General features: G+C 59.3%; 20 protein-coding genes. 9 read left to right on the top strand and 11 right to left on the bottom strand.

Annotated elements, in window-relative coordinates; genetic code table 11:
- Positions 1 to 179 precede the first annotated feature (179 nt).
- Positions 180 to 1,388, top strand: coding sequence for an outer membrane protein assembly factor BamB family protein (locus tag AC1XOS_RS05080; RefSeq protein ID WP_481961137.1), 1,209 nt, complete (start codon positions 180 to 182; stop codon positions 1,386 to 1,388).
- Here AC1XOS_RS05080 and ispD read toward each other — a convergent pair.
- The 3 genes from ispD to atpC are packed head-to-tail and all read right to left on the bottom strand — an operon-like array spanning position 1,358 to position 3,688.
- Positions 1,358 to 2,068 carry a 2-C-methyl-D-erythritol 4-phosphate cytidylyltransferase gene (ispD, locus tag AC1XOS_RS05085; RefSeq protein WP_481961138.1) on the bottom strand — a complete coding sequence of 237 codons (711 nt, stop codon included), beginning with the start codon at positions 2,066 to 2,068 and terminating at the stop codon, positions 1,358 to 1,360. The two genes, AC1XOS_RS05080 and ispD, sit on opposite strands and share 31 nt — an antisense overlap.
- 16 nt (positions 2,069 to 2,084) lie before the next feature.
- Entirely contained in the window at positions 2,085 to 3,242 is a 1,158-nt protein-coding gene (locus AC1XOS_RS05090) for a PIN/TRAM domain-containing protein (protein ID WP_481961139.1), read from the bottom strand.
- Positions 3,243 to 3,277: 35 nt separating this feature from the next.
- Positions 3,278 to 3,688 (bottom strand): ATP synthase F1 subunit epsilon, encoded by a 411-nt coding sequence (gene atpC / locus AC1XOS_RS05095; RefSeq protein WP_481961140.1) that lies wholly within the window; start codon positions 3,686 to 3,688, stop codon positions 3,278 to 3,280.
- Positions 3,689 to 3,886: 198 nt separating this feature from the next.
- Here atpC and AC1XOS_RS05100 point away from each other — a divergent pair, with 198 nt between their 5' ends.
- From AC1XOS_RS05100 to AC1XOS_RS05120, 5 genes are read left to right on the top strand one after another with little or no spacing between them, the layout of a single operon-like run.
- Positions 3,887 to 4,942: a glycosyltransferase family 4 protein gene (locus AC1XOS_RS05100; RefSeq protein WP_481961141.1), complete on the top strand. Its 1,056-nt coding sequence runs from the start codon at positions 3,887 to 3,889 to the stop codon at positions 4,940 to 4,942.
- A 19-nt stretch (positions 4,943 to 4,961) separates the two neighbouring features.
- Positions 4,962 to 6,590, top strand: coding sequence for a M48 family metalloprotease (locus AC1XOS_RS05105; RefSeq protein WP_481961142.1), 1,629 nt, complete (start codon positions 4,962 to 4,964; stop codon positions 6,588 to 6,590).
- A 10-nt stretch (positions 6,591 to 6,600) separates the two neighbouring features.
- Positions 6,601 to 8,520 carry a DUF5693 family protein gene (locus tag AC1XOS_RS05110; protein WP_481961143.1) on the top strand — a complete coding sequence of 640 codons (1,920 nt, stop codon included), beginning with the start codon at positions 6,601 to 6,603 and terminating at the stop codon, positions 8,518 to 8,520.
- A complete protein-coding gene (gene csaB, locus AC1XOS_RS05115) occupies positions 8,517 to 9,536 on the top strand; it encodes a polysaccharide pyruvyl transferase CsaB (protein WP_481961144.1) in 1,020 nt (339 codons plus the stop codon). Before AC1XOS_RS05110 ends, csaB begins: the two co-directional genes overlap by 4 nt.
- The gene (locus AC1XOS_RS05120) at positions 9,533 to 12,676 is read left to right on the top strand and encodes a hypothetical protein (protein ID WP_481961145.1); all 3,144 of its coding nucleotides are present in this window, start codon (positions 9,533 to 9,535) and stop codon (positions 12,674 to 12,676) included. The genes csaB and AC1XOS_RS05120 overlap by 4 nt, the downstream gene beginning before the upstream one ends.
- Here the strand turns inward: AC1XOS_RS05120 and AC1XOS_RS05125 are convergent.
- The 5 genes from AC1XOS_RS05125 to mtaB all read right to left on the bottom strand — a co-directional run bounded on the left by AC1XOS_RS05125 (position 12,673) and on the right by mtaB (position 19,718).
- Positions 12,673 to 13,611 carry an NADPH:quinone reductase gene (locus AC1XOS_RS05125; protein WP_481961146.1) on the bottom strand — a complete coding sequence of 313 codons (939 nt, stop codon included), beginning with the start codon at positions 13,609 to 13,611 and terminating at the stop codon, positions 12,673 to 12,675. The genes AC1XOS_RS05120 and AC1XOS_RS05125 overlap by 4 nt on opposite strands.
- A gap of 140 nt (positions 13,612 to 13,751) precedes the next feature.
- The gene (locus AC1XOS_RS05130) at positions 13,752 to 14,351 is read right to left on the bottom strand and encodes an adenylate kinase family protein (RefSeq protein WP_481961147.1); all 600 of its coding nucleotides are present in this window, start codon (positions 14,349 to 14,351) and stop codon (positions 13,752 to 13,754) included.
- A gap of 76 nt (positions 14,352 to 14,427) precedes the next feature.
- Entirely contained in the window at positions 14,428 to 15,303 is an 876-nt protein-coding gene (locus tag AC1XOS_RS05135; RefSeq protein ID WP_481961148.1) for a DUF1559 family PulG-like putative transporter, read from the bottom strand.
- Between the two features lie 261 nt (positions 15,304 to 15,564).
- Positions 15,565 to 18,288, bottom strand: a complete 2,724-nt coding sequence (locus tag AC1XOS_RS05140) for a hypothetical protein (protein ID WP_481961149.1) — start codon at positions 18,286 to 18,288, stop codon at positions 15,565 to 15,567.
- Positions 18,289 to 18,353: 65 nt separating this feature from the next.
- The gene (gene mtaB / locus AC1XOS_RS05145) at positions 18,354 to 19,718 is read right to left on the bottom strand and encodes a tRNA (N(6)-L-threonylcarbamoyladenosine(37)-C(2))-methylthiotransferase MtaB (RefSeq protein ID WP_481961150.1); all 1,365 of its coding nucleotides are present in this window, start codon (positions 19,716 to 19,718) and stop codon (positions 18,354 to 18,356) included.
- A 44-nt stretch (positions 19,719 to 19,762) separates the two neighbouring features.
- Here mtaB and AC1XOS_RS05150 point away from each other — a divergent pair, with 44 nt between their 5' ends.
- Positions 19,763 to 20,848 (top strand): hypothetical protein, encoded by a 1,086-nt coding sequence (locus AC1XOS_RS05150; RefSeq protein WP_481961151.1) that lies wholly within the window; start codon positions 19,763 to 19,765, stop codon positions 20,846 to 20,848.
- On the opposite strand, the gene AC1XOS_RS05155 is transcribed toward AC1XOS_RS05150, so the two are convergent.
- Both AC1XOS_RS05155 and AC1XOS_RS05160 read right to left on the bottom strand, forming a co-directional pair.
- Positions 20,823 to 21,362 carry a hypothetical protein gene (locus tag AC1XOS_RS05155; RefSeq protein WP_481961152.1) on the bottom strand — a complete coding sequence of 180 codons (540 nt, stop codon included), beginning with the start codon at positions 21,360 to 21,362 and terminating at the stop codon, positions 20,823 to 20,825. The two genes, AC1XOS_RS05150 and AC1XOS_RS05155, sit on opposite strands and share 26 nt — an antisense overlap.
- A 255-nt stretch (positions 21,363 to 21,617) precedes the next feature.
- Positions 21,618 to 21,932, bottom strand: a complete 315-nt coding sequence (locus AC1XOS_RS05160; RefSeq protein ID WP_481961153.1) for an RNA recognition motif domain-containing protein — start codon at positions 21,930 to 21,932, stop codon at positions 21,618 to 21,620.
- A gap of 258 nt (positions 21,933 to 22,190) precedes the next feature.
- On the opposite strand from AC1XOS_RS05160, the gene AC1XOS_RS05165 reads away from it, so the two are divergent.
- Positions 22,191 to 22,985 (top strand): type II secretion system protein, encoded by a 795-nt coding sequence (locus AC1XOS_RS05165; RefSeq protein ID WP_481961154.1) that lies wholly within the window; start codon positions 22,191 to 22,193, stop codon positions 22,983 to 22,985.
- Positions 22,982 to 23,212 (top strand): hypothetical protein, encoded by a 231-nt coding sequence (locus tag AC1XOS_RS05170; protein WP_481961155.1) that lies wholly within the window; start codon positions 22,982 to 22,984, stop codon positions 23,210 to 23,212. Before AC1XOS_RS05165 ends, AC1XOS_RS05170 begins: the two co-directional genes overlap by 4 nt.
- Here AC1XOS_RS05170 and AC1XOS_RS05175 read toward each other — a convergent pair.
- Positions 23,213 to 23,746: MFS transporter (locus AC1XOS_RS05175; RefSeq protein WP_481961156.1), on the bottom strand; the 534-nt coding region annotated here is incomplete at its 5' end. It lies immediately after the preceding gene.

Genomic DNA, 23,746 nt, shown 5'->3' on the forward strand with positions numbered 1-23,746 from the left:
CCTTGTCATCACGGCTATTGACGCGCCCTGCATCCCCCGCAAGTAGTCGCTTGATCTCGTCTATATTCCCCGCGATCGCCGCCGCATGGATCGCGGGCAGCTCCTCTAACGTAAGGCGGGGTAGGGAGATCAGCCCCAGGGCGAATGTACGACGGTCCATTTTTCCGTTATACTACACCATGCTGCAAAAAGACGATAGCTGGCCCGACTTCCGTGGCCCCCGATTTGATGGACACAGTCCGGTGCTGGGCGTCCCCAAAGAGTGGAGTGAGACCAAAAATGTCCAGTGGAAAACTCCTCTTCCTGAGACGGGCTGGTCATCGCCCGTGGTTTGGGGCAAGCAAGTCTGGCTGACATGTGCGACCATGAACGGCAAAGAGCAATCCGCACTCTGCTTTGACCGTGATTCAGGGAAGCTCCTCAAAAAAATCGCCGTCTTCCGCAACGAGAAGCCGCAGTACGTTCCGCTCTCCAACAATACCTACGCCTCCCCTTCCCCCGTCATTGAGAAAGGCCGCGTCTTTATTCACTTTGGGACATTTGGCACCGCTTGCCTTGACACCAAGACCTATGAGACCCTCTGGACACGCCGGGATCTCAACTGCGAGCACTCGCAAGGCCCCGGTTCATCCCCGTTTCTCTTCGAGAACTCTCTGATCCTGACCTACGATGGCATGGATGTTCAGTATTTAATCGCCCTCGACAGCCGCACCGGAAAAACGCTCTGGAAGACAGAGCGCAACACGAGCTTTGGCACCGATGATGGAGAGCAAAAGAAGGCATTCACCACGCCGTATCTCTACACGCGAGGCAAGCGGCAAGAGCTCGTGAGCGTCGGGGCGCGAGCTGCGTGTGGCTACGATCCGAAAACCGGCAAAGAGCTTTGGCGGCTGCCGCACACAGGGTTCTCAAACGCCTCACGCCCGATCTTTGGCAAGGGCCTGCTCTTTCTCAACACAGGCTTCAATCGCCCTGAGCTCTGGGCAGTGAAAACAGACCGGCCCAGTGGCCCGACAGCCGAGGACATTGTCTGGCGCTTCAGCCGAGGCGTCCCGATTCTCAGCTCACCTGTGTTAGTCGGTGATCTTTTGTTTTTTGTCGCAGACTCAGACATGTTCACGTGCCTAGAAGTGGCAACAGGCAAAGAGGTCTTTAAGGAGCGGCTTGGGGGACGGTTTTATGCCTCGCCGGTCTATGCCCAAGGGCTGATCTATCTCTTCAATGAGCGTGGAAAAGCCTGGGTCGTCAGGCCCGGACGCACGCTTGAAATCGTCGCGCAGAACGAGCTGGAAGCGGGGTGCCATGCGTCCCCTGCCTTTGTCGGAAAGTCAATCTTTGTCCGAACCAGCAGCCATCTCTACTCGCTTGGCGTGGGGGCAACCGGCTGAGGAAGGGTTCGCGACGAGAGCAGTGCAACGGCGATTCGTAGGTCGTCGGCATAGGTGATCTTGGGATTGGGTACGGTGCTCTCTAGGAGATACACCCCCCGCCCCAGTCGCCGGATCAGGCTTGCATCGTCGGTGGCGACAAAGCCTTCCGTGCGGGCTGAGAGATGTGCCCGGCGTAGCAAGTCCGTCTGGAAGCCCTGAGGTGTCTCCACCGCCATGAGGTCTTTCCGATCCACGAGCTCCCCACTGCGGCGCATGAGGGTATCTGTCACGATGCGAACGACCGTCATGGCCTGATGAATCCGGGTCGCGCCGACGGCCTCGGCGACCAGCTCGGGTGTAATGCAGCAGCGGGCTGCATCGTGCACGAGAACGTACTCGGTGCTGATGGCATCAAGGCCGCGTCGGACACTTTCCTGGCGACTACTACCGCCTAACACAACAGCCTGAAGCTTATCCTTCGCATACTGCTCGCCAAGCTCCCAGAGCCTGTCGGAGTCGCCTTCACTGCCAACCAGCACGATTCGCGCAATCTCGTCGCACTGGGCAAAAGCCTCCAGAGTCCAAGCGAGAATAGGCTGCCCCAAAAGATCGGAAAAAATTTTATTCTGCTCGCCACCAAAGCGCTCCCCCCGCCCAGCGGCGGGGAGGAGTGCGGTCACGGCAGGCTGGACTCTCATGATGGTAAAGCAGTCGCTACGAGCGGTGTGTTCTCGTGGGTGTGCGTGGCCCTCGGGTGTAGGAGCGGATATTGCGATCGTAGTCCGCGCCGCCATCGTCCTCACGCATGTGAGCAAAGATCATCTTCCCTGCCGTGGTCTGGAGGAGCGAGGAGACAATGACATCGGCGGTCTCACCCAGCGCCTTTCGGCCCCCTTCGATCACGATCATCGTGCCATCGTCGAGATAGCCAATTCCCTGGTGCTGCTCGCGGCCTTCTTTGACAACCGCCACTCGCATCTCTTCACCCGGGAGCACGATCGGCTTGAGAGCGTTCGCTAGCTCATTGATGTTCAGAACAGGGACCCCCTGAAGCTCGGCGACTTTATTGAGATTGAAGTCATTGGTCACCAGCGAGCCATTGAGCGCTTTGGCCAGCTTGACAAGCCGCGAGTCCACTTCTTCTTTCTCGGGGGCCATCTTATCGTAGCTACGCACGACAAGAGTCAGCTCTTTTTGCATCTGGTTGAGAATGTCCAGCCCACGCCGTCCCCGAGCGCGCTTGAGGCCATCGGAGGAGTCTGCGATATGCTGAAGCTCATCAAGCACGAAGCCGGGGATATAGATCGTCCCCTCGACAAACCCTGCCCGCGCAATGTCCGCGATCCGACCATCAATGATGACATTGGTATCCAGAATCTTAAACGACACCACGGGAAGTGCTTCTTCCACGTCTTCTTTGGGCGCAGGGGGCATGTAAAAGTGTAGCTCTTCTCGCATCGAGAGCGCTGCCGCCGTGGTCAGATAGCTGAGGATCACTCCCGTCAGTAGAACAATCGCCACGGCCATCGGCGTGTTTCGGCTCAGTGCTTGAAAGATCACAACCGAGAGTGCCACGGTCAGGAAAATCCCGAGCGCTAAGCCTAGACCGATCGCAATTTTGTCGCGTGCGGACATCTTGCGCATCTGGTCACCAAGACTCTCGATCTTACGGAAGATAAAGCGTCCTAGCGCAAACCCAAAGATAATGCTAGAGAGGCCAAAGACAAGCCAGTAGATCCAGCGCTGATTATCTGCCAGTACATTCTGGGTTCGAAGATTGTCAAACACCAGATTGGACGCATACAAACCTACCCCAATTGCAAGCCCCGTTAAGATCGCCGTAAACGTCAAGCGCCAGATTTTATTGTTCATGTGTGTCTCTTCATTACTGTACGGATGACGGTGGCTTACCCGTTCCCGCCTTTAGCGAGACGGATGCGTGCTTGTGCGCGCTGCATGCTTGCCATGATCTCGGCGCGATCTGCGGTCTCGGTGCCGCTCATGAGCTCACGGGCACGGACAAGTGCGGCCTCTGCCCGGCTGACATCAATCTCGTCATCGAACTCTGCGGTGCTGGCAAGAACCGAGACTTTCGCCTTACCCACATCGAGAAATCCGCCCGCCACCACGAGCTGACGTGTCGTGCCATCGGCGAGGCGTACCACACACTCTCCCACTCCTAGCTCTGCTAGAAGGGGGGCATGTCCTGCCAGCACACCGAGGCTTCCCTCAATCGAGGGAACCTGCACCGATGAGACCTCACCCGAGAGCACTGTCTTTTCAGGGGTTACAATATCTAGTTGAAACGTCGCAGCCAAGTTTTCTTTTCCTCAAAATCTCTCAATGAGAGCAGACTTAACCAGCATTGTACCACTCATGCGAGAAGAATTTACCGACGAATGGTATGAATCTTGCCCTATAAACTACCGAGAATGAGTTTAGTGAGCGTCTCTACTTCCCTCCCTACGTCCCTCCCAAGTTCCCTACCAAGGATCGGCTTTATCTTCTCTACTGAAGTGGGCCTCAAAACGCAGTACCAGAACTGGCGTGACACCGTGTCGCGGCTCACGCCAAATCTCGACCCCGAGTGGATTGTCATTGACTGGTACCGCGCTCATGGCCTTCTGGAGCGGATTCCTTTCCTACCCGGTGGTCTCGTCGCCCGCATTCGCTCGCAGCAGCAGCTTCTGCAAGGATTTCACAAGCAGCGCTACGACGGTCTCTTGATTGGAGCTCCCGCGGTTGCCTACAGCCGTGCACGCCTCCTTGCCCGCCAGCCGTACTTTGTTGCCATTGACTGCACTCCTCGGCAGCTTTACAGTATGGGAGCACTCTACAACAAGCGGCCCAGCTCCATCGCGGCTTATGAGGGCTGGAAAGAGGCACAGCGGCGCGCGTTTTATCAGCGAGCCCGCCTTCTCTTCCCTTGGTCGCGCTGGGCGGCAGAGAGCATGGTCAACGACTACGGTGCGGATCCCGCCAACATCGACATTATCCCTCCAGGTATTGACCTAAGCCGCTGGCAAGCCCCCGAGCGTGTGCTGGATGATACGGTGCACTTGCTCTTTGTGGGGGGAGACTTTGTGCGCAAAGGCGGCGACTTGCTTCTCGAATGGGCGCAGAAAACAAGCAAGCGCAACTGGAAGCTCCATATCGTCACCCGAGACCCCGTGCCCCTGAGCCATCCGCAGGTGGAGGTCTACCGAGATCTCGGCCCGAACGACCCCGCTTTGGTGGCTCTCTACCAAAAGGCACATCTCTTTGTCCTACCCACACGCGGGGACTGCTACTCGCTGGCAGGGATGGAAGCGCTCGCGTCCGGCCTGCCGGTTCTTCTGGGGCAGGTGGGCGGGACGGGCGACATTATTCGCGACGGAGAGACGGGCTATCTCTTGCCTCCTGGGGATAGCTTTGCCCTCACGGATCGCCTGGAGTTTCTGCTGAGCAGCCCGGAGCGCCTGCTTCCGATGGGAGTCGCGGCCCGTCACGATGCCGAGCAGCGCTACGATGCGACAAAAAATGTCGGGCGCATCCTCGCACGAATCCAGCAGTCTCTCGCCACAACTCTCTAGAGCCGGTAGAATAGGGGCCGTGAAGCGTCCCGATACCCTGGCAAATGAGATAGAGAAACTTTTAGGCAGGGCGTCCAGCGATGCGCTTATTGGGGCCTCGGGCATTGACGATGACCCGCTTCTGACCCGCTGGGTGACTCGGATTGGCAGAGAAGTCGCCGCCCACTCGGATCGCCTTGATGCCAAGCCAGAGTTTATTGTTCTGGGCAGCGATGTCGCCAACGCCCTCACCCTGCCTGGCAGTAAAGTTCTCGTCACGCGCGGTCTGCTGGATGAAGTGACCAGCGACGATGAGCTTGCGGGAGTGCTCGCCCATGAGTGTGGCCACGTCGCCAAGCGGCATGCGTGGCAGCAGCTCCAAAACAATGCCATCTTTGCGCTCCTTCTCAACCTAGCGCGGCCCAAGAGCGTGGTTCTGCGTCAGAGTGCTGTGGTGCTGAACTTACTTCGCGCCCTAGCCCAGAGCCGTGACAACGAGTACCAGGCCGACGATGTCGGCCTGCAGTTTGCCACCGCAGCAGGCTATGCCCCTGCGGGCCTTCTTCATTTTATTCAGACCATGGCCAGTGGCCCGATGGCCAAGTGGGAAGAGTACTTCGCCACCCACCCGCCGGGAGCCAAGCGCAACCAGCGAGGGAGGGAGCAGTCCGTCGTTCGAGAAGCAGATGCGGATAGCCGTGCCGCTGTCGCCGCCGGTTTTGACCGCCGTGGGCTCTCCGGGCTTGCGGAGCTCGTGCGCCAGGGCAGACGCGATCCTCTGGCACTGGCCCCACCGCCACCATCCTCAACCTACTTGCGTGAGGAGCGCCGCTCCCTTGCCGAGGCCACCTCAGGGCAGCAAAAGCGCCTGCTGGCAACCTACAAGCCGCTGGTTACCAGCAGCACGCTCCAGCAGCTCTTGCTTTTAACAGCACAGAGCCAGGATATTCGCTTTATTGCCCTCTCCACCCATGCCTACTTGCTCCAGTTTCATATTCAGGATGTCTATGCACGCTCCGTGCGGCTCCTGCGCCTCGCGGTACCGGTCTGGGAGGATCTCGTGCCAGAAAATCGTGACGGCGATACGTCCGATCAAGCCCGTGGCCGTGCAGAAGTGCAAGAAGCCGTCCGTCGTCTGGCAGGGACGCCAGAGCCGCTTCAAAAGGCCAGCAAAGCGGCGCTCCTGGCTCTTTCGGACTTGCACCTGGGACGATTCTACAAGCTCGATTCCGGAGCGCAGTGGACCCGGATTGCCGCCATTGAAGGGCTGATTCGCTATGCGGAGAGTGAGCTCTCGCGCGCCGATAAAGCGGCAGGAATCGGGTGGCGCTATCTGGCCCTGGCCCGTATCCGCCGCTACCAGCGCCGCCTAGATCTCCTGGTTCCTGAAAGTGACTTAGCCTGTCGTGCTCTCTGGCAGGAGCTCCTTGAGGCGCGGCTCGGCCAAGCCGTTACGGGCGAGGGGCCAACTGGGGCTGCCAGTATCCGAGCCGCGCTCGCCACACAGCGCCAAGTCTCGGAAATCATGGTCGCAGCAGAACGCGGGAGCCCGCTCTGGGCAGATAGGGTGGCACAAAACCAGGGAATACCTGAAAATATCGCAACCGTCCTGCGTCTCTTGACGCTGGACATAGAACGAGAACTCGCCGCAAGATCGTCTTTGCGGTAAAAGGAATAGGATGCAGAAGCTGCGCTGGGTACTTTGGGTGATGATCGGAATCGGGGCACTGGCAGGGATCTACGGGGCCGCGCTACGCTACTCTGCGGAGTCAAAAAACCGGACGGTAGAGCTCGCCATAGACATGGCAGAGCTTCAGAAACTCGCGACCTCTGAAGGCAAGCCACTCCAGGCAATACTCCAGCGCTTTAAAGAAGCAGGGGTAACGTCCGTGGCAATCACCGAAGACACGCTGGGCTCCCTTGAGGAAAGCCGTCGGGTTGAGGTTCTGCCGACTGCTATCAACCATACCACTTATTTGATAGCCCACCTGCGCAACTTTGATCGCATTGTCGCTGCCCTACAAAACCGTACCCACCTCGGCAGTCAGATTAGCCTTCCGCCTGGGATTAGCAACACAAACCCCATGGATGCCGGGATGAGTATCCCACAGACCTTCCAGAGCCTTAAACCCCTGGGCGTGGGCCTTGACTCTAGCCTGATCAATGCGGCACGCGAAGCGAAACTGGGAGTGGTAGGCCGGGTGATCAACAACATCAACCCAACCGAGGAGAGCGTCCGCTGGACACTCCTCCAGCTAGAGAAGCAGCATGTTCCCACCGTCATTTTCGCGGGTGACGATGTCCTCGGCTACGACAGCCAGGTAAAAACCACCGCGAATGCGCTTCGCACGCAGGAGCTTAACTACGGTACGGTAGAGTTTTCGAAGATGAAAGGCGATGCGGAGCTGCACCGCCTCACGGCAGACCGAACGATCCGTGTCCACACCATCCTCGGCTCCGAGATGGCCCATGTCACGATCCCCGATAGTGTCCAGCGATTCTCCCTTGCCGCCCGTGAGCGCAATATCAGACTGCTCTATATTCGCCTCTTTTTAGAAAAATCTCACCCCCTCGACGAAAACACTCGCTACATCGAGCAGATCGCCACGGCGGTTCGGCGTGGTGGTTTCAAGCTGGGAGCTGCCCATCCCTATACTCAAGCGAGTGTTCCCTTCGGGGCACATGGCATGATCGGTCTGGGGCTCGTCGCAGCCTTACTGCTTCTTGTGGATTCGCTCGCAGGTGTTCTTTCGCAGCCTTTGGATCGTGTGTCGGTGCTTGTCTTTGTCGTGGCACTCTTGCTGATCCCGCTGGCGGTGGTTTCGCCGAAGCTCGCCGCACTCGCCGCCGCGATTCTCTTTGCAAGCCTTGCGGTAGTTCAGCGCGACTTACTCTCTCCCCTACCCGACGGAGAGCCACCGCTTCACGTGATACTTCAGCGCTTGGCGCGCGTGTTAGGTTACACCAGTCTTGGCATCATTGCGGTGGTCGGGCTGCTCACGGATCGGGTGTTTCTGGTCAAGGCTGATGCGTTCGTGGGGATCAAGGCGGCGCTCTATCTACCGCTTCTGATCGCAACTCTCGCCTGGGCCGTGGAGCTCCGGGCGAGCTCCCCTAGGGAACTCTGGAGCAAGGTTCGCCTGCAAGTGCAGCGGCTCGCACGGCTTTTCCAAGAGCCGATTCTTCTCTGGCAAGTGGTGGCAGGTCTGGGCGCACTGGCTGTCCTGGCGATGCTCTGGCTGCGCTCGGGCAACGATGGTGCAGCGGTAGTGAGCGGCTTTGAGCTGCGCTTCCGGGATATTCTCGATGCCACTCTGCCGGTTCGCCCTCGGTTCAAGGCGACTCTCTTTGCCGCGTTGATGCTGGGGATGTACTATTGTGGACGCAAGGAGTGGCGCTGGGGAGTGCCGCTGTTCTTGCTCGGTGTCATCGGTGTCACGGACTATCTCAACACGTTCTGCCACCTCCATATCCCCCTACTGGTGAGCGTGATCCGAGACTTTCTTGGGACACTGATAGGAGTTGCTTTGGGAGCCGTGGCGATTCTCGTGATCGAGGCACGCGGGAAGCGGGTGAGCCATGTGGGAGACAGCGAGTGAAGATCGCGGCTCTAGGCTACTACGGCTTCGATAACCTTGGAGACGAGGCGGTGCTAGCCGGTATCCGAACGTCGCTCAAAGGCGCATTCCCGGCGGCATCCCAGCTCGTCCTGACCCACGATGCCGCCGCGACCGCGTCTCTGCATCCGGGTGTGCAGACTGCCAATCGCTGGCGCTGGCGGGAGGCTCTTACGGCGCTTCAGGGAACAGACTTATTTGTTTTTGGTGGGGGAAGTCTCCTGCAAGACGCGACCAGTGCCCGCTCCGTGCTGTGGTATGCGCTCATGGCGCTCCTAGCCCGCAAGAAAGCCAAGCGCGTGCTCTGGTGGGGGCAGGGAATTGGGCCGCTCAACGCGCCGCTCTCCCAGATGCTCGTGCGTGTGATTGGCAACCAGGCCGATGCCATCACGGTGCGCGACGAGAAAAGTGCACAGCTTTTGAAGGAAATCGGCGTCCGGCGGTCTATAGAAGTAGTGGCCGACCCTGCATTCGCTCTTAATCCCTCGTCTGTGTCTCACCTGTCCCAGCCGTCGGGAACGCTCGTGGCGCTACGGCACTGGCCGGGTGTCTCCCCCGAGACTCTGGCGCGGGCCACGGCTTCCCCGACAACGCTGGCAATTCCGATGCACCTACCCGATGATCTTATGGCGCACGCCGATCTCCCCAGCTTTGACTGGCGACGCGAGCAAGCCTCGGTCGAGGATGTTTTGGGGCGCTTTGCCGTTGCAGAGCTGACCGTGGCGATGCGGCTCCACGCTCTGATCTTCTCGGCCCGCTGCGCCACGCCGTTTGTCGCCCTCTCTTACGACCCTAAAGTGGCCGCTCTAGCCAAGGCTGCGGGACAAGACGATGCCCTGCTCTCCGCCGCGGAGGCCACCCCTGAGAGCCTGCGCGAGACAATGCAGCGGGTTCGAGAGACCAGCGCCACGCGCCGAGAGAGTCTCCATGCCTTTGCTCAGGCAGAGCGGGTTCGGGCACAGCGCCCCGCCGCGATCGCCAAAGAGTGGTTTCCATGAGCACGTTTGTCACGCGCTCTCTCATTCTCGCCGTGCTTCCTCTTGTGGGGGGGCTCGCTTGGGCTCAGGAAACGGATCTCAAGCAGACCACGGAGACCAAGCAAACGACAGAAACCGAAACCAAGCAAGAGACTGAGAAAAAAGAAGAGAAGAAGAAGCGTGATCAGTTTCGACTGAACTCCACCCAGATGGGCGGTGGGCTAGGCGGCGGCACGCGGGACGGTAAGACCTTCCCTGAGCGCCTGATCGGGCCACTGGGGAAGGATCTCAATGCCTATGGCAACTGGGTTCTGACACTGCGTAGCAACCAGGTCTCGGGCAGTGCGTCGGCCAAGCAGTGGTTTAATTTTCAGAACAACAACCAGTTCTTCAACACCACCAGCCTCGGGCCGTTTCAGCAGCAGCTCGACATGACCCTGATGGGCAGTGTTTTCAACGCGGTTCGGGTCAATACCAGCCTCACCAACAACCGGGTTGCGGCACAGACCAGCCTCGCGCAGCTGCTGGGATTTGAGTACGAGAGTGCTGATAAGCGCACGAAAGCGGCTTTTGGGGATGTCAATGCCAACCTGCCCGGCAACGAGCTGGTGACTTTCTCACGGCGTCTGGTGGGCGTCCAGTACGACAGGCAGCTCGGTGGTAATCGCTCACTCTCGACCGTGGCCTCGATCACACGGGCTCTCACACGCCGGGGTAGTTTTCAGGGCAACGGAACGACGGGGCCGTACTATCTCAACGCCTCCCAGATTATCCCTGGCTCGGAGAAGCTCTATCTCAATGGTCAGCTCCTGGTCTCCTACGAGGACTACGAGCTCGATAATATCCTCGGCACTGTGCGGATGAAGAAGAGCCGGATTCTGAACCGCGAGGACACGATCGAGTTCACCTACGAAGCACAGAACTTTAACACGTCTGCGGGGATACTGACCGGTATGCGCTTTGAGTCCCCCACTGCCATTGGGCCAAATGGACGAATGGGAGTCACACTTCTGCGCCAGACCGCCAACAGTGCGGGGAGAGCCAACCGGCCCGTGACCCAGTACTTTCCAGTCTCCAGTGATCTCACCTCGCGCTATAGCCTGCCCTCCCCGATTCAGGCCAACACGCCCGTGGAGGTGCGCTATCAGGAGCGCCTGCTGACCGAGGGAGTCAATGCGGACTATATTGTCAACCGCGACCTCAACTTTATCCAGCTCCGTCGCTCCCTGCCTGCTGACACCGCGCTTCTGGGAATCTCGTCGCTCTCGGTGAACTACACCCCCGTGCCCCAGCAGGGAGTCGGAGGAGATCGGCAAGTGCTTGGGCTCGATACCCAGTTCTCTCCGGTGGCGGGCTCACGGTTCAATGTTCAGTTTGGGCAGAGCCAGGGAATCACCAAGCAAGCCTCAGGTAATGGCCTGATCATCAATGGGAGCTTTGGGCCGGGTGATGCCCCTGTCGCGATGGAGACTCCCACCTTTGGGAGTAAGGCTCTTGAGCGAACGGCCACCGCTCCCGTTGCTGGCGCAGGCGAGCGCTTCAAGCCGACCTGGAGCGGCACTGTGGGCTTTCGTAACATTGATCCGGGCTTTTCCAGCATCGAGTCCACGGCAGCGGCGCTGCTGCGTGCGGAGAAAGGCATACGCGGAAGCTTTAACTACTCTCCCACGCGCAATCTTGCCTACGATATTACCGTCAATGACTCGACCATCACGCAGAACAACACCACCACGACCGGAACCACGACAACACCAACCACCTCGGCGACAACGTCGTTCAAGAACCAGACCCTGAACTTTGGCGCGGGCTGGACTCCTAATACGGGCCAGCGCCTACCGCGTGTCCGATTCACCCACGCCGGAACCACTCAGGGGAGCGGCACGAATGCGGCCAACTTTATCAGCGATCAGCTCGCCGCCACCTACGATCTGCCCAAGGGAAGCGTCGAGGCAAGTTTATTCCGCTCCCAGTCTAAAGGACGCAGTATCTTCGCCAATGGGTACACCAACACGGTGGGGACGGGCAGCTCGGGTAGCTCTGGGGGGCTTTTGGGTGGCTTCCGGGATGGGACAAACACCCAGACCACCACGAACTCGTCATCGGACAGTGCCCAAGTGCGCCTGAACCTCGCCCCGCGCCCCAACCTGACCTTCGCAACCAGTATCGGCCTCACCAGCAATAACTCTGGCGGCGGGAAGTTCTCGGGCCGGGACACGTCGTTCTCGACCACGTACTCGCCCGTGCCGGAGAAAGTCCAGCTTCAGTTCGACCTGACCGACACGACCAACGGCCAGAATCTCTCCGGGTTCTATAACAACAATAATAGCAACACTCTAGGGGGCTCGTCCACGGGCCAGCGTACCCGCTCAGAGAACTTCCGCCTCTCGCTCACGCCTAACCAGCGCCTGCGGATTGAGGGCGGCTACATCAACCAGCTCTCACTCATCCCCGGCTTCGACAATACCCAGAGCGCAACTACCGACATTTCGATGGACTACGGGCTGAGCGAGAAAATCAAGGTTCTGGGGCAGTGGAGCAAGCAAGGAACAAGCTATGTCGGTAATGCGAGCGACTCAGACAACCAGAACTATATCTTACAGACAACCGCCGGGCCGTTCAAGCGCATGAACTTTATCGCCAGCGCGTCCCGGATGAACTTCGGCTCGACCCTGAGTAGCCAGAGTAGTGGCACCGGCCTTGGCACCATCGGCAGTGGGCTTGGTGGTGGGCTTGGTGGTGGGCTTGGCTCGGGAGGGTTGACCAGTGGCTTTGGGCAGCAGGGACTGACCAACACGTTTGTCCTACGGAGCACGTACGCCGTCAGCTTTACCCAGCGCGGCAAGGACAAGAGTGCCCCTGGCCGCGAGACCCCTCTGCTTCCGTTTCTGGAGTGGCGCATCCTCAACGCCTCCAGCCCCGAGAGTACGGGAACGAATCCCGGCACGGGCAGTGGAAGTGGAACAGGCGGCGGGACGTCGGCGTTTCACAACGCGCTCAACTACCGCAACAACGAAGTCCGCCTTGGCACGGAGTGGGGCGTGAGCAGCCTGCTCTCTGCCTCATTCGATATCCGCTTTATCCAGATGACGGACCGCGATGCCCCAGCCTTCTCCTACCGCGCCCGAACCCTCAACTTCGATCTCCGGGCCCGGTTCAACTAGACCACCAGCACGACTTTACCGAGCTTGCCCGGCTGCATTACCGCTACTTGTGCTGCCGCTGCTTCCGTAAGTGGGAACGTGCTTCCCACGACGGGACGTAGGGTGCCGTTCTCTAAGCCCGCGTAGAGCGCGGCATGGATTCCGGCGAGCTCGTCTGGGGGGACATTGAAGAGAGTCATGCCTAAGATCGCCGCGTCCCGGCTCATGGTCTCCCGTGGGTTGATCTCGATACTGCCGCGATTGCCGATCACCACCACGCGCCCAAAGCGGTTCAGCGCGGTGAGGTCACGGGCGAGATTGACATTGGCTAGCATCTCTAAGATCACATCGAAGCTCTGGTTCTCTAAATACCCTTCTTGCGTGTGATCTAGCGCCGTATGGGCGCCCTCGCGCAAGATCAGCTCACGCCCTTCCGCAGTACTTGCCGTGCCCGTGACCTGCATTCCCAGAGACCGTGCGAGCTGACAGGTCGCGATCCCCACGCCCCCGGATGCCCCGTGTACCAACACGCGCTCCCCGGCTCTTGTCTGCGCCCGCCCGATCAGCGCACGGTAGGCAGTCGCATACGGCACATTGATCCCCGCCGCCTGCTCAAACGAGAGGGAGTTGGGCAGAGGGAAGGTCAGGGCAGCCTCGGCGAGACACTTTTCCGCATAAGCACCGGTCTTAACTCCTGCGGCATAGACCCGCTGGCCGACAAAGAGAGCGGTCACCCCCTCGCCCACGGCCTCGATCACTCCCGCTGGATCGAGCCCTGGCGTGAATGGCAACGGACGTGGCCCGTAGGTGCCCGAGCGGATGTAGGTGTCCACCGGATTGACCCCGCTGGCCTTCACCGCGATCAGCACCTCGCCCGGCCCCGGCATGGGATCGTCCACGGTGTCGAGCTGGAGCACCTCCGGCCCACCAAACTGATGAAAACGTATTGCTTGCATGTACCCTCCTCCCCCCAGCCCCCTCCTCCCAATCCTGGGAGGCAGGATTGGAAGAGGGGGAGTCCGAGGGGGTTTTCTGGCTCCCCTCCCCCTGCCCTGCCTCCGCAGGGTTGGGAGGAGGGGTAGGGGGAGGAGGGAGCCTACTTAATCAGTCCCCAGCCCATCATACGACCCAAAATATCGTGGATGACCTTGGCGGGAGAGCCCATCGCGTCCACACGCTCGATCTTCTCCGGCGCGTAGAAGTTGAGCACCGGGCGTGTCTCGTCGGTGTAGACCTGCCAGCGGTGGCGGATCACGTCTTCGGAGGCATCATCAAAGCGGTTCTCGCGCAGGGCACGGCGGCGCAGGCGGGCCATCATCTCGGCCTCATCGGTGCAAACTAGGTGAAAGACTCGCTCTACCTGGATATGCTCCTCCATGATCCTGGCCTGCTCCAGGTTACGCGGAATCCCATCAAGAATCAGCAGATCGGAGTCCGGGCGGTAGCGGTGTGTGTCCACTTGGGCATTGCAGGTAACTTTCCAGAGCTTGACCGTGGCATCGTCGGGTACCAATTCCCCGCGCGAAGAATAGTCCGCGAAGATCTTCCCTAGCTCCGTAGAGAGGTCAATGGTGCGAAAGACATCGCCGCAGGCCATGTGAAAGAAGCCCGGAACGGCCCCCAGAACTTTTCCAATCGTGCCCTTCCCGGAGCCAGGACGACCAAAAAGCAAGATCGTACGATAGCGTTGTGACATAACGAGACATTTTACCGCCAATAAACAAAACAAGCCTGACCATCGGCCAGGCTTGTCTTCCACTAGAGTACTAAGCTTAGTAGATATTCAGCAGACGGTAGCGGATATTGGGACGCGTGTGGTTGACGATCGTTCCAGGCGTTGCCGTGGCGACACCATTCTCGTTCACAAGAGTAATACCATCTTCAACAGGAACACCACCAACGACCGGCGCAACCTCAAAGAGCTGACCTAGAGTCAGATTCTTCGCATGACCATCTAGGAAAACAAGATTTAGGCGTCCCTGGATAGGAACGGGCATGCCTTGCATGTTAAATGTCTGCTCGGTATTGTGCCGACCCTGTGCCAGAAGTCCAGGCTGAGAGAAGCCCGCTGCAGTTGCGGTAAGGCGTGGGTCAAATGCCATCATCGCCCACCCTGAAGCGGCGGCCACGTTGGGAACGAATCCTGTCTCACCAATAATAATTGTGTCCGCAGGCTTTTGGATCGAGGCGAGTGCAAAGCCTGGAGCATTATCCAAGCTCGATGCCCCGTTTCCATTGTCTGCTTGTAGTGCATAGCTCCAGCCATAGCCGCCCTTATCGTTCTGCCCAACAACAAGACCCGTCTGGCCACTGTTAGGACACGTGAAGTTGTTATTTGTGTTTGCAACCCAGGGGCGCTGGGAGATATTGGGGCAGGTGAAGACTTGCTGGTTCTTAACATAGGGAAATATCTGCCACTGCCAGCGCCCACGGCACTGGGCATTGTAGCCCGCCACGGGGAGAAGCTCATCGTAGTCTTGAGAGTACTGGATCACACCAAGAGCAAGCTGTTTTGTGTTAGAAAGGCAAGCAATCGAGCGAGCCTTATCACGTGCTTGGGCAAAAACGGGGAAAAGGATAGCGGCGAGAATCGCGATGATCGCGATGACGACCAGAAGTTCGATCAGAGTGAATGCTTTGCGTTGCATTGAAATTTACCTCAACCATTAAGGATTAGCTTCCCCACATAGGAAGTTATCGGAACTATACCATTTTCGTTTTGTAAGTGCCACTTCTTTTCTGCCGCCGGTTAACAACCAGCGTCTGCAGTGGCACTGCGTGCCGCAAATCCCGTGCCTACCCCCTACCCCCCGCCCGGCGGGGGAATTCCGGTAGCCCGGCACGGGCTTTCTGGCGGAACGCCACGGGACGCCCCATTTCATGGGGCGGCGTTAAGTCATGGGGCGGCATTAAGATTTGGGCGCGACCGCTCGCTCTAGAATTGCAAGCGCAGTGTCAAAGTTCTGATCTGCTAAGTCGAGAACGAGGCCGTCCCAGCGTATCGGAGCTTCGGGATCGGCGAGCTTCTTGAGCTCGTTGCGGAGCACTCCCGTGAACTGCTCGGGCTCATCGAATCCGGCAAACTCGCTGGCCTCCCCAAACGCACCCGGCTGGGCGAGAATCTGGGTGTAGGAAATGACGGTGAGGGCGGGGCGTGCGCCTGCGGTCAGCGATCCGCCTGATGTGGGAAACTTGCCCGTCCATTTTTCCCAGCGCGCGGGCTGGCTCCCGGACAAAACAGACGCCGCCGGGAGCTTGGCCTGCACTAGGGCTGTATCCAGGCGCTTGATAAATGCCTCGCTGCGTGCTGTTGTGCGCTTTGTCCAAGCACCGCGAGGGCCTGCCGGGTTGAGCATGTCCATGAAATTAAAGCCGGAAAGCTCCGCCGCATCGGACTTTTGGTCTTTGGTGAAGGCGACACGCTCGCGACTATTGGCTCCACCTTGCCAGAAGAACATCATCCCATCGCTCATGCCACCCCCTTGGACGCTACGATAGCCCGGCGCTGCGAGGCGCTCCAGAGCGTAGCCCGTGACACCAGGAAGCGCCAGAAGTCGCTTCACCCGCGCCACAAACCCAGTCACATCAGCTCCTTCAGGCGTGAGATAGTCAGCCCCAATCATTCGTGTCATGGTAGGAGCGAGCTGCGGTGGTATGCTACTCATCAGCTTCTGGCTCTCCGGGGAGGCTAGCCACTCGGTGAGCGACTGCCCTGCCCAGGACTTATCCCGTGGTGCTTCTGGGGTAAGGGGCTCCAGCGGGGCGAGCACGGCGACCACACCGATTTTTCCCCTTGCCACCGTTCCCAGAGTCGCCAGCGCGGCCTCACCAAGCACGGGAACCACCACGCGAAGCTCGGTGAGGCCACGCGCCACGGCAGAGTCCACGAGCTTTTTTGCGCCAGCTTCGTCCGCCGGGAGCGGCACAGCAGCGACGCGTTGCTTGATGCTCTCGGGCAGCGCCACGGAAGCGGGCGGGGTGGGAACAGGCAGGTCGGGGTGGATCTCATTGGCATCGGAGCTTGCCAGAGTCGCCACAGCTCCCAGTGAGGGTGCGACGAGCTCCGCCACCAAGTCTTGACTACAGCGAACCTGGCTGAGAGGCTGAGGCTCGCTCTTATTGATGCCAGGGACACCCTCTGGGATAGAGGCAATGGCTCCTGAGAACATCTTGTAGCGGTCTTCCATCCTCGTTCGCAGATCCGGCGGCAGCTCACCCACCGCCAGCATGTTGTTATCTCCCGCAGGCTTTGCCTCCGCAATCTGCCAGAGACGGGCACCAAGCTCCGCTCCCCGACCGCGCGGAATGCCACTGAGAACTCTCTGCCGGATGAGCCGCGCCTTGGCATCCATCGCCTTGCGCTCCGCACTCTTCTGGTCCTGCATCATCCCGGAGATCGGCCCCATCATCGCCGTCATGGGATTCTCGGCCTTCTTGATCGCGACTTCCTCGGTCAGTAAATACACCGACTCACGATCATCACTGATGCGCCGAACGGCTCCTCCCACCGCCCAGCAGAGTGCCTGAACCAGATCGCCTGCCCGTGCCGTGGTGCCACGTGCGCTCACTTTAAGCTTACCGACACGCTGATCGGCAAAGAGCGACACTTGCGTCACCGTGGCGATGCGAGTCACCAGCTCGTCTACCGTGGTCACGCCCATCAGCGAGACGCTTGCGTTCATGGCTCCTGTATCGGTGTTGAGGTCAGTTGGTTTCTTACGTGCCGGGACTCCCTTCTGATTCTGCCCCCCGCCCATTGCCATCAGCATCGCCAGCGGATTGGCCTGCTTTCCGCCTTTAAGCGCCAGACTGCGAACCTCACCGGTCTGCTCCTCCATCCCACTGGCAATCCGCATGCTCATCCGTGCGCCCTGGCCACCCGCCCCAGTCTCGGGGAAGCTGGGGGCGATATTGAGCGCACGGGTCAGGCGCAGGCGGAACTGGTTCTGGTCACTCTGAGGGATCACCGGAGCCGGATCGAGAGGCCCCGCTTGCGGGATATTGGGCTTCCGATCGAACCGAAACGGCATGGTGCGGCGCATCAGTGGCTGGAGAAGCGTTTTTTGCTGGTTGTCAAGGCTTGCAAGTGGCAAGCCCGACGACGACGAGGCTTGCTGCAGCTGGTTGGGAGTAAGGCTTGCCAGGAGCGGTAGCAAGCGGCTCCCCCCCATCATGCCTCCCATCGCCATCCCCTCTTGGATCATGTCGGCAAAATCCACGCCACCAAAGGGACTGTCACTCTTGGACTTGTCGGGCAGCAGGAGCGGGGCAAGGACACTGACTCCGCCAACACGCACCACCTGCGCCCCAAATTGTGCGGCAATGGCAGTAGGGTTCCAGCCTTCACGTGGCGGCGTCCCGAGTGGGGTGAGCTGCGGCTTTTTCTGCCCCATCAGCTCCGCAAAATCGGGCATCCCTCCGCCCATCGCGCCAAAGAGCCCGCCCATTCCACCCCCAAAGAAATCCAGGGCAGTAGGGGCCGTCACTTGCTTGTACTTCTCCGCCCCGATAATCAGCAGAGGCCCACGCGCCGCGACGCTCCAGTAGAGATTCGGCACCACGGAGACGAGCGAGTTATTGGCAGTGGCCTGCGGAGCCGCAATGGCCGGAGGCGCTTGAAGTAAGATTCCCATACTCACTAGGATACCTGAGCCTAGCCGAAGGTTGCAATTTACTGATGCTGGTGCAAATCGTCGGGCTAGCCTGCACGATTTCCGTCCACCATAGAAAGGCTCTGGTACTTGGGGCGTGGGGCGTGGGCGAGGACTCGGGTTAGCTCGGCCTCAGGCAAGGCAAGCGTGCCGGTGGCGCTGCCGTCGGCTTCGATGGTGTCTAGGCGCACGGGGACGAGTGCGCCGTAGAGGGCGAGAGGGCCAGCAAACTTCACTTTGATGTAGTTAGGCGTGAATCCCGTCAGCGTCCCGCCTTCCGGGTGCTCGACGAGGACTTGGACGGTCTGGCCCTGATAGCGCTCAGTGAAGGCGCGGTTGGTCTCGTCCACGACGGCTTGTAGCTCGGCGTGGCGGCGCTTTTTATCGTCGTCGCTCACGTCATCTTTTAGAGTGGCGGCGTAGGTCTTGTCACGGGGCGAGTAGCGGAAGCAGTGGGTTTTCTGAAACGCCACCTCGCGGGCAAACGCCAGCGTGTTCTGGTGTAGCGCCTCGGTCTCTCCGGGGTAGCCGACAATAAGATCCGTGGTGATCGCCACATCCGGCACCGCAGTACGCAGTTTTTGCACTAAGTCCTTGTAGAACGCCGCATCGTAGGGCCGGTTCATCGCCGCTAGTATGGTGTCGTCGCCGCTCTGGCAGGAGAGGTGCAGGTGCGGGCAGAGATTGGGGTGGCTGGCAAACGCGGTGATGAGGGCATCGCTCACCTCGATAGGCTGGATGGAGCTCAGGCGAACACGGGCGATTCCGGGGACATCGGCCACTTTCAGAAGTAGCTCCGCCAGATCTGGGCCGCCGGAGCCAGTCGCTTCCCCGTAGGCCCCCACACAGACTCCCGTGACAATAATCTCACGCGTCCCCATAGCCGCCAAGCCTTCGGCCTCGGCGAGAATCTCTTGCCAGGGACGGGAGACCTTGACTTTTCGGGTGTAGGGGATCTGGCAAAAGCCGCAGAAGTGTGTGCAGCCATCTTGGACTTTGAGCGTGGCGCGGGTGCGGCGCTCACGGGCGGGCAAAACGGTGGCAGGCGACGACGAGTAGCTCAGGACTTCGGGGGCGTGCTCGATCACTTTCTCGTAGACCCGCATTTTATCTTCGTTATCTATGAGCAGGGTCGCGCCCTCGACCCACTCGCCATGATCTAGCACTTGCTGGCTATGACAGCCCGTCATCACCACGATGGCATTGGGATTGGTTCGGCTCGCCTTGCGGGCTAGGTAGCGCGATTTTTTGTCGGCTGCCGCTGTCACCGAGCAGGAGTTGATCACATAGACATCGGCAGGCGCATCAAAATCGGTGAGCAAGAAGCCCGCATTCGCGAAGTCTTCGGCAATTTTCTCGGTCTCGTACTGGTTGACTTTACAGCCAAGGGTGGTGAGGGCAGCAACGGGCATAGCGCCTCCATTATACCCTTTGGAAAATAGGGTAAAGTAAGCGCATGACCCCTTCGATCAATGCCCACATCCATCTTCCCCCCAACTACTCCGCGTTTACGTCGGTAGACCAAGCCATCGCGCTTGCCAAAGAGCAAGGGATCACGGTCTTGGGTGCGAGCAACTACTACGACTGGAGTGTCTATGAGGCGTTCGCCCAGAAGGCCACGGCGCAGGGCATCTTTCCGCTCTTTGGCCTGGAGGTGATCTGCCTGGTGCCCGAGCTTCAGGCGCAGAACGTCAAGATCAACGACCCCGGCAACCCTGGCAAGTTCTATCTCTGCGGCAAGGGGCTCACTAAGTTTTCTCCCCTCTCCGATGACGCCGAGGCGCTCTTGTCTACCATTCGGCGCAGTGATTCCGAGCGCATGGCCCAAGTCGTGACAAAGCTCTCCGATCTTCTCGGGGCTTCCCTGACAGCCGAGCAGCTCAAGACCGAGCTTGCCCAGCGCCACGGCTGCGATGTCGAGACGGTCTATCTCCAGGAGCGCCATGTCGCGCAAGCCTTCGCCGACACCCTGGGCCTCGACCCGAACGCGGTTCGTTCGCAGTGGATGAAGGCAGGAAAGCCGGGGTATGTGGAGGAGACTTTTGTCGGGTTTGACCATGCCTACCGCCTGATCCTGGCACTGGGAGGCATTCCGTGCTACCCCACCCTCGCGGATGGAACGAGCCCGATCTGTGGCTTTGAGGAGCCCGTGGAGAGCTTGATTGCAGCGCTAAAAGCTCATGGAATCTACGCCGCGGAGGTGATCCCTACCCGCAACACGCCGGAAGTCTTAACGCGCTATGTGACGGCAATGCGCGAGGCGGGTCTGATTGTGACGGCGGGAACGGAGCACAACACGCCTGCGCTGGATCCGCTGGTGCCCACCTGCCTGGGAGGCACCCCGATCCCAGAGGCACTTCAAGCGATCTTTACCGAGGGAGCCGCAGTGATTGCCGCGCACCAGAGCGGCCCGGAGCGCTATGTGGATGCTCAAGGCCAGCTCTGTGCCGGATATAGTTCTGCGGAGACCCGGATTGCAGCGTTTGCAGAGCGTGGCGCCGCGATTCTGGCTAACGTTAACGTCCAGGGCGCGACGGATTAAGATAGGCTCCCCAGACCGTAAACGGCAGGGTGTATCCTTCTTCGTTGGCCAGTGGGTGTAGCAGAACTTCCGTCTGCTGCTCGGGGGGCTCTATATAGAAGGGACGCAGCGTCCCTAAGCGTGTGGCCGTGTCGGGTTTGACCGAGGCAAGTGGCGTGGTGAGCATGGCGGTTCGCACCTCGACCCCGTGTCGTGACTCTAAGTAGCTTCGCAGGAGATGGAACTCTTCCTCGCGAAAGAACTCATCGACTAAGCGCTCCGCCTTCTCCTGGGCATCGCGGGCAAGCCCACGATAGCCAAGAAGCAAGCTGGTATAGTCGCCAATGGCCTCTTGCCGCCCCACACAGAACCAGTGAAACGTGATCTTCCCACGTCCTGGCCCTGCTTGGGTCGGCAAGTAACTGTACGGGAGGTAGAGCTTTCGCGCTGAGGCGCTCGTCGCCCCCACACCGGCTAGGATGGGAGCTGGAGTAGGCGCAGGCATGATGGCGTCCTTGCCAAGTAGTACGGGCAAGCCGTTCTACCGGCGTCCTTTCCTCGCACTTTTGTAGCGCGAAGTACCTTTGTCACGGCGAGGGGCAGGAGCACTGCCATCGCCCGTCGGAAGCTGTTGCCGAAGCTGTGCTTGGAGATCGAGAGCTTTACCACAGCGTGAGCAGAAGTAAGCGTTTCGTCCTATGGCAGCAGGAGGCACCGTGGATCGGAACTCACAAGCGGGACAGACCACCACGATCTCACGTCTTCCGCCCAAGAAGGGTGGGTTACTCAATTAGTAACGCCCGCCTCGTCCACCGCCGCCGCCGCTGCCACCACGGTCGTAGCCGCCACCGCTGCTGCGCTCCTCACGAGGACGCGCCTCGTTGACCGTCAGGCTGCGTCCGCCCATCATGGAGCCATTGAGGGCAGAGATCGCGGCACGTGCTTGGGAGTCCTCGGGCATTTCCACAAAGGCGAAGCCCTTGCTCTCGCCGCTGAAGCGATCCTGGGCAATATGAACATCGGTAACCGAACCCGACGGCTCGAAAAGTTGTCGCAGACTATCATTAGTCGCGCTGTAGGGCAGTCCCCCAACAAAAATACGCATGACGCACTGTCTCCTGTTTGACCTGGAAATTATTGTGCAGCATGGAGCAAACAGAAGGAGCAGAGAGAACGAGTATAAAGCGATCTACTGGAGCTGTCGTTTCGGATACCAGCGGGTAAGGTCTCTACCTGCTTGGAGCACCCGTCAGTGTATCAGAGAAAAAGTTATATTGCCACGAAGGAATCATCAGATGCTCTACGTAATCTAAACCTGCCTGTTATTTGGATAACCAATGTTCAGGCAGGAGGAAGTGCTCAGATGCAACGTTTTCACTCTCGACGGCGTGGATTTACGCTAATCGAACTTTTAGTGGTGATCGCAATCATCGCGATCCTTGCTGCAATTCTTTTCCCCGTTTTTGCGCGCGCCCGTGAACAAGCCCGCAAGACCACCTGTCTCTCCAATCTAAAACAAATGGGCACTTCCATGCTGATGTATGTCCAAGACTATGATGAGACCTATCCCTGGCTCATGCAAGATGGAAGAAACAATAACAATACGACAGGTCTTAGCCAGAACATGATCGTGGTTCCTTCCCCCGTGCTCAATGGGGTTCGGGGGCTCTTCATGGACTATACGCTTCAGCCCTATGTCAAGAACCTTGGAATCTTCAACTGTCCCACCCTCCAGCCTTCCAAGCCAATACTCGATGCCAGCGGCCTACCGCTCAATCAATACGGCTCGTACGGCTACTCCTACGGCGGTATTGGAGCGGCTCCCTCCCCCCGCATGACTCCACTGGAGCTCTTCTTAAGAGTCGTCGGCCCTTCGCTCGGGCCTCCGTACAATGATAACAACCCCCAAAATCACTTCATTGCGGGCCAGTCTCTCGCCGCGATTGGTCGGCCCGCTGATGTCGTGATGATGTTCTGCAACTCCTACGGTGCCCATGCTGCTGTCAGAGATGCTCAGGTGATCCCCTCAGCTTTTGGAGGAACGGGCGAGAACCTCAACGGGGCCACTCTTGCCGTCTTTGCCGATGGTCATGCCAAGTTCAAGAATGGCAAGTTTCTTGACCTCGTGCGCCTCGTGCTGGAGCCACTCAACCAATGAAACAAGAGCTTCCCAAGGGGGTTATCTTCGCGGTGATCGCGCTCCTTGTTATTATCGTTGGAGTTGTGCTGGGAAGGCAGCTCACCAAGCCTGACGTTGAGCGAGATGCCCAAGGCAACCTCGTCACCGGAATTGACCCCAGTAAGATGGAAAGAGACCCGGTCAAGTTCAAAGCGGCGATGGACAAGCTCGTCCAAGACGAAAAAGCCGCTAAGGGCGGACGCTAGTTACAAGCCCGGCTCCTTGGGGTCGGGCTCTTCTTTTGCACGCAGGCTCTCCAGCGCCCCCAGCTCCCGAAGCTGCGGCCACTTTGTTGCCACGCCCAGGACCACCAAGATCGTGCCAATCCCCCCACTCACCACCGAGACAATCGCCCCTAGCCAGCGCGCGACATAGCCGGACTCGGCGGCCCCCAGCTCGTTGGAGATCCCGATAAAGACGGAGTTCACGGCAGAAACTCTTCCCTGCATGTGGCGTGGCGTAGTGGCCTGCACCAGCGTGTGGCGCACCACGACACTGATATTGTCCGTGGCTCCTGTCAGTGCAAGGGCAAAGAGCGAGAGATAGAAGTTGCGCGAGAGCCCAAAGATGATCGTCGCAATTCCAAAGCCCGCCACGGCCCAGAGAAGCGCCACGCCCGCTTTTTTAATCGGCGCACGGTAGGCAATCGTCAGGCTGACAATCAGTGCCCCCACGGCAGGTGCGGCACGCAAGTAGCCCAGACCAGTTGGCCCCACTTCCAGAATATCTTTGGCAAAGAC

Source organism: Armatimonas sp. (genome assembly GCF_964826245.1).